This is a genomic window from Ewingella americana ATCC 33852 (assembly GCF_000735345.1).
Taxonomy (GTDB): domain Bacteria; phylum Pseudomonadota; class Gammaproteobacteria; order Enterobacterales; family Enterobacteriaceae; genus Ewingella; species Ewingella americana.
Window position 1 is genome coordinate 1 of sequence record NZ_JMPJ01000034.1, and the last position, 6,178, is coordinate 6,178.

At 57.2% G+C, this 6,178-nt stretch carries 6 protein-coding genes; 2 read left to right on the forward strand and 4 right to left on the reverse strand.

The window, feature by feature from the left end:
* The first annotated feature begins 262 nt into the window (after nt 1–262).
* Complete coding sequence (locus GEAM_RS05495; RefSeq protein WP_034789352.1) at nt 263–835, forward strand: RBBP9/YdeN family alpha/beta hydrolase; 573 nt, start codon at nt 263–265, stop codon at nt 833–835.
* Nucleotides 836–1,246: 411 nt separating this feature from the next.
* Here GEAM_RS05495 and GEAM_RS05500 read toward each other — a convergent pair whose 3' ends face one another.
* Genes GEAM_RS05500 through GEAM_RS05515 form a run of 4 tightly spaced genes read right to left on the reverse strand, consistent with a single transcriptional unit; the run spans nt 1,247 to nt 5,535 of the window.
* The gene (locus GEAM_RS05500) at nt 1,247–2,224 is read right to left on the reverse strand and encodes an ROK family protein (RefSeq protein WP_034789354.1); all 978 of its coding nucleotides are present in this window, start codon (nt 2,222–2,224) and stop codon (nt 1,247–1,249) included.
* Nucleotides 2,221–3,087 (reverse strand): ABC transporter permease, encoded by an 867-nt coding sequence (locus GEAM_RS05505; protein ID WP_034789356.1) that lies wholly within the window; start codon nt 3,085–3,087, stop codon nt 2,221–2,223. Before GEAM_RS05505 ends, GEAM_RS05500 begins: the two co-directional genes overlap by 4 nt.
* On the reverse strand, nt 3,087–4,007 hold the full coding sequence (locus tag GEAM_RS05510) for an ABC transporter permease (protein ID WP_034789358.1): 921 nt from the start codon (nt 4,005–4,007) through the stop codon (nt 3,087–3,089). Before GEAM_RS05510 ends, GEAM_RS05505 begins: the two co-directional genes overlap by 1 nt.
* A gap of 1 nt (nt 4,008) precedes the next feature.
* On the reverse strand, nt 4,009–5,535 hold the full coding sequence (locus GEAM_RS05515) for an ABC transporter substrate-binding protein (protein WP_034789360.1): 1,527 nt from the start codon (nt 5,533–5,535) through the stop codon (nt 4,009–4,011).
* A gap of 337 nt (nt 5,536–5,872) precedes the next feature.
* Here GEAM_RS05515 and GEAM_RS05520 point away from each other — a divergent pair.
* Nucleotides 5,873–6,178, forward strand: a 306-nt coding sequence (locus tag GEAM_RS05520; RefSeq protein WP_034789362.1) for a MarR family transcriptional regulator, incomplete at its 3' end; no start/stop codon positions are given.

Below are 6,178 nucleotides of genomic sequence, written 5' to 3' on the forward strand. Positions count from 1 at the left end.
GCTTTTGATTTTATCCCTCCCGATGATCAGTCGGGTGATCTTCTCCGTATGAGCGGAGAAGATCAAGACATAAGGCTAGGTGGGGTGTGGGGTTGGCTGCATTGAGCGCTGAATTAAACCACTCCTCATCCCAGCCTTCTCCTCTGAGAGGAGAAGGAGTAAACCGTGTTCGTCCCCACAAAAAATCAAACCAGCAAAAAACGAAAACCAACTATTATTCCCTAAGTTTTTTATCTGACATTCTTCTAAAAGGACGTAACCCGTGAGCGCAGTGCATAAGGTTTTTATCATTCATGGTTTTATGGCGGGGCCGGATTCTCATTGGTTTTCTTGGTTGAAACAGCAAGCCGAGCAGGCAGGCGCTGAGGTGAAAGTATTGCAGATGCCCAATTCGCTCGCGCCGGATGACGCGGCTTGGCGTTCTACGATGCAGGCTGAAGTGCGCGATGCCGATGAAAATACCTTTTTTGTCGGGCACAGCTTGGGGTGTGTGACGGCTTTGCGGTTTATTGAGTCGCTGAAGCCATCAAGCCGAGTGGGCGGGGTGGTGATGGTTTCTGGCTTCGGCGGGGCGGTCGAAACTTTGCCTGAATTAGAGGGTTTCACTCAGCAGCCACTGGACTATGAGCTGTTGAAAAAACGCATCCGCCAGCGCGCCGTGCTGCTTTCCCTTAATGACGACATCGTTGCTCCCCAGCATTCACTCAAACTCAGTCAGGATCTGGACGCGGAGTTACAGGGCATCCCCCACGGCGGCCACTTCCTCGACCGCGACGGTTTTGAACGACTGGATAAAGCCTGGGAAATTCTACAGGCTATGCTGAAACACGGCTGAATCGGGTTTTGGTTTTGTTCCTCCCCTTTCAGGAGGGGTGTGGGGTTGGCTGCATTGAGCACGATGTAAAACCACTCCTCATCCCAGCCTTCTCCTCTGAGAGGAGAAGGAGCAGAGCAGCACTCCACTGAAACGGCACGGTCGAGATGCCAGTAGGCCGCGTTCAGAAATGACGCCGAGGGAGTGGTTCGAGACTAAAGGCTCGAGACCCGAACTGAGGGAACCGCCTAAGCGGCGGCACTTCGCGGCGAACACCGTGGACGCTGAAACACGTCCATTCAGACCCTGCGCAGCCTCGATCTTCCCGCAGCAAAAAAACGCAGGATTCCAAAGGGTTTCGTTTAAAACCCTTTGGGCCCGTGTGGGCGGCGAGCCCACGGTGTTGACCTTGACCTTAAAAGATTCCAGCTTTTAAAGCGCAGGGCGTTCGCTCAAACGCCCCAGCACGCTTGCTCCTATCATCCCGCCGTTCCCGCCAGCGCCAGCAAATTTCCCTGTGACGACCAGAGGTTCCGGGTAGCGATGCAGCACGCCATTGCGGACGGCGAGATCTAGGGCGGTGATCAGGGGGATGGCGTTGGCTAAGCCGCCGCCGACCACGATTTTGGAGGGGCCGAGGATGTTGGCCAGCAGCGCCAGAGGTTCGGCGACCAGCTGCAGCCAGGCTTGGATGGTTAAATCCGAGTCTGGCTGGCCGTTTTGCCAGCCGTCGACGATTTGCTGGCTGGTGCGTTCTTGCTGATTGAGATGCTGGTGCAGACGCTCTAAGCCGCGCGCGCCGCCGAGAATGTCCAGACAGCCGTGTTGGCCGCAGGCGCAGGGCAGGCGGGGGATGTGGTAGCTCTTGCCGTTGATCAGCAGCTCGGTGCGGGTGATTGCGCCGTGGCCCCATTCGCCGGTGACGCCGCCGTGTCCGCGCACTAGCTGGCCGTTGATCACCAAACCTCCGCCAACGCCGGTGCCGAGAATAATTCCCGCCACAATCGGCTGATTCTGCGCATTTCCGGCGTAGGCTTCGGCCAAGGCAAAACAGTCGGCGTCATTGGCGGCGCTCACCGGGCGCTGTAAAGCGAGGCTAAGATCAGCCGCCAGCGAACGGCCGGTAAATGCCGGAATATTGGTTGCCAGCAGCTCGCCGGTTTGTGGTGAAACCAAACCCGCCGTGGAGATAGCCAGCGGCGTGTCGGCGGGATAGCCCGGCGCGTACTGGTTGATCAAACCCTGTACGGCAGCGACGAAATCGTCCCACGAGGCAGTCGGGGTCGGCACTTTGCCAAACTCTTCCACTTCTCCTGAACGCGCGGAAATACCAAACTTAATAAATGAACCGCCGATATCGGCACAAAAAACCACCGCATCAGCTGACGCAGCGGTGAAAGGTTTGCTCATGAGCGGGTATCCAGTAAATCGCGTAATCCATCGCCCAGGACGTTAAACCCGAGCACCGTCAGCATGATAGCCAGACCGGGGAACAGCGAAAGGTAAATATTTATGCCGAGGAAGTTTCGGCCATCGCTCATCATAGTACCCCATTCCGGCATGGGTGGCTGCACGCCTAAACCAAGAAACGAGAGGCTGGCGGCGGCCAAAATCACCGTACCGGCAGTCAGCGTCGATTGGACAATAATCGGCCCGACGGCGTTGCGCAGAATGTAATGCACGATAATCCGGTAATGTGACAAGCCGAGTGCCTGCGCCGCCTCGACGTATTCCATCTGTTTCAGGCCCAGAGTCAGGTTGCGGCTTAAACGGGCATAAACCGGAATGGCGAACAGCGAGATGGCAATCAGCAAGTTGACCAATCCACCGCCCAGAATGCTGACCACTAGAATCGCCAGCACGATGCCGGGGAAGGCAAACAGCATGTCCATAAACCACATAATGACCATGTCGACGTAGCGCCCGGCCATCCCGGCGATCACCCCCAGCGGGATGCCGATAAGCATCGCCAAGCCAACGCTTAACACCACTTCAATAATGGAAATCCGCGCGCCGTAAATCACTCGCGCGAAAATATCGCGGCCATAGTCATCAGTGCCGAAAAGATGGTCTGCCGAAGGGGCAAGCAGGGTATCTATCAGGTCCTGCGCGTAGGGATCGTGACGCGTCAGCCACGGCGCGAAAATACCGACTAAAACAATCGCGCCGACAATCAGACCGCCAAAGGTCACCGCCGGATGACGCCATAACCAGCGGAAGAACCGCAGCGTGCGCGGCTTGCGACGGGGTAGTTGCGTGATAATGGCAGACATTAATCGAACCTTATTTTTGGATTCAAGAAGGCAATCAACAGCTCGCCGAGCAGATTCATCACCACCACGCCGCACACTGCGACCAGCGCCACGCCCTGAATAACCGGGTAATCGCGATAGCGCACCGAGTCCACCAACAGACGTCCGATGCCCGGCCAGTTAAACACCGACTCGGTGACCACTGCGCCGCCAATCAGGCTGCCGAAGTTGAGAGCGACAATGGTAACAATCGGGATCAGCGCGTTGCGAAACGCGTGGCTGCAATAGATGGTGACGGCGGACAGCCCTTTGGCGCGCGCGGTGCGGATGTAATCCTCCGACAGCACGTCGAGCATGCTCGAGCGAGTCATGCGCGCCATCACCGCCATAGGTAACACCGCCAGCGTCACCGACGGCAGGATGTAGCTCTTCCACGAGGTCGCGCCGAGCAGCGGCAGCCAGCCGAGTGACACCGAGAAGTAGTTCATCGCCATCAGCCCGAGCCAGAAGTTAGCAATAGAAGCCCCGGCAATCGCCAGCAGCATCACGCCATAGTCCGGCCAGCGATTGCGATACACCGCGCCAATCATCCCGGCGGGTACGCCAATCACCACCGCTAAAAAGTAAGCCAGCACGGCGAGTGCCAGCGTGTAAGGCAGACGCTCGCCGATTTCCTGCGTGACGGGCTGCTGCGACTGCAACGACAGCCCGAGGTTCCCGTGCAAAACGTCGGTGGCAAAATGCACGTACTGGGTGACGATCGGCTGATCCAACCCAAGACGTACGCGCATATTGTCCACCGCTTCCTGCGTTGCTTCCGGCCCGGCCATCAGACGTGCCGGGTCGCCCGGCAGCGCGCGGATAGACCCAAAAATCAGCATCGACACGCCGATCAGAATGACCGGGAAGGCGATGAGTTTTTTTGCCAGATAAGCTTTCATATCAACCCTTATGTGCGTCTTTTACAACAATCTGACCACCCGGAACCATGGTGACGCCGGACACACCGGTGCCTGTCGCGAACAGGTCATTCTGGTAGTACAGCAGCACTTGCGGCGCTTGCTGGTTGATCTCTTTCTGCGCCTCGACGTAGATGGCGTTGCGGGCATTTTCATCCTGCGTTGACGCCGCCTTGTCTAGCATTTCATCCAGTTTAGGGTCATTGAAGAAGCCAAGGTTCGCGCCACCCGGTGCAAAGCTTTTGCTGTAGTAGAGTGGGCGAAGTTGCAGGTCTGCGCCGTTAACGCCGGAAGACCACGAGGCCAGCACCGCGCCGGTATTATCGGCTTTTTTGCCAGCCTGATCGGCAAAGGCGGCTTTGGCCCAGACGCCGCTTTCCATCTGGCGAACATCCAGCTTCACGCCAATTTTCGCCCACATGCTTTGCAGCACTTGGCCGATACGCGCGTCTTGGCCTTGTACCGCAATCGACATGGTAAAGCCGTTTGGCAGCCCGGCTTCTTTCAGCAGCGCCTTGGCTTTTTCCAGATTCAGCGGATACGGGTCGAGAGTTTTGTCATAACCCGCGGTGACCGGAGCCAGCGGCGAGTTAGCCGGAATGGCGAAGCCCGACATGATGGCGCGCACCAGTCCCGCGCGGTCGGTGGCGAAGTTCAGCGCCTGACGAACGCGCACGTCATCTAACGGCTTAAGGTCCGTGTTGAGCGCCACCCAGAATACGGCGGAGCCTGGGCTCTCATGCAGCTGGAATTTAGGGTTGTTTTTCAGCACGTTGGCGAACTGCGGCGGCACCGGGTTAATCACGTCAGCTTCGCCAGCCTGCAGGGCCATGTTCATCACCGAAGGCTCGGCGCTCCAAGTCCATTTCAGGTCGTCCGGCCCGCTGGCTTTATCACCCCAATAGCCCGGATATTTCTCTTCCAGCACGAATTCGCCGGTTTTGTACTGCACCATTTTGTACGGGCCAGTCCCCACGGCTTTGCTGTCCAGCGTACCGGCCTTGTCGGCGGTTGGGCTGACCATCAAGGACGCGCCGGTAGTCAGTAAATTGAGGAAGGCAGGGTAAGGCTTCTTCAGGGTGAACAGCACCGTGGAGTCATCCACCTTGGTCACGCTTTCGAGGAAGGTGCGCAGACGCCCGCTGGCCGCCAGACCGCGCTTGGCGTCGAGGTGGCGGGCAAAGTTGGCAACCACGGCATCGGCGTTAAACGGCGTGCCGTCGTGGAAAGTCACCCCGTTGCGCAGCTTAAAGGTCCACTTCAGGCCGCTCTCATCGCTGCTCCACGAGGTGGCGAGCGCCGCCTCAGGCTTCAGCTCTGGCGACATGCGCAGCAAACCTTCATACATCGGGTCCAGCACCGTGCCGGTAAAGGTCGCCGTCTGGTTGCCGGGATCCATGCTGCGTGGCGCTTCGTTCTGCATGATGGTCAGGGTGGCCGCGTAGAGCGGGGAGGAAAGTGCGGCTAGCAGCGCCGTACTTAGTAGAGTTAATCGCATTTTGCTGTTCATCGTATTTCCTCTGCCCATAAATACCCGTCATCTTTCAAACCGCAGAGGCGTTGGCTGCTCTATCTCGCCCGACTCACTGACCTGTGTAAGCTCATCGAGGTTCGTTGGTTTGCCGCCTTCCTGCACGTCGAAGTAATTTGGGTATTACGTGTAAATGATTAAAAGGTGATTCGAAAACATCAAAAACAGTGTGAACGTTTTTTTGCGTAATTAGTTCATATGAAAAACTTATGTTGGGATGTTTGGTTCAAAATGTGAACTAATTGGCATTGATATATCCATTTTTAATGTTTAATGTCAACGCAGCTGATTGAAATTTGAGAGCCCGGAAACAAATATGCTAACCACCTTACAACAACAGATATTAGGGGCTATCACCGCAACGGATGGCCTGAGCCGCACTGACCTCGTTCAGCTCTCCGGCATGAGCAAGGCCGCGGTCAGCGGGGTGGTGCGCGAGATGATTGACGCCGGGCTGCTGCTCGAATCGCAAACCGTTCCGGGCGCGGGGCAAGGGCGCCCGTCGGTGCGCTTAACCGTACACCCGGACGGCGCCTATTTCGCGGGCGTGTCGCTATTACAAGACCCGGCTCACATGGTGCTGATTAATCTGCACGGCGACATCTTGTCGCGGGTGACATTC

Excerpts from the sequence above, each read along its gene's own strand:
- GEAM_RS05500 (WP_034789354.1), bottom strand. The coding sequence starts at position 2,224 with ATGAGCAAACCTTTCACCGCTGCGTCAGCTGATGCGGTGGTTTTTTGT.
- GEAM_RS05505 (WP_034789356.1), bottom strand. The coding sequence starts at position 3,087 with ATGTCTGCCATTATCACGCAACTACCCCGTCGCAAGCCGCGCACGCTG.
- GEAM_RS05510 (WP_034789358.1), bottom strand. The coding sequence starts at position 4,007 with ATGAAAGCTTATCTGGCAAAAAAACTCATCGCCTTCCCGGTCATTCTG.
- GEAM_RS05515 (WP_034789360.1), bottom strand. The coding sequence starts at position 5,535 with ATGAACAGCAAAATGCGATTAACTCTACTAAGTACGGCGCTGCTAGCC.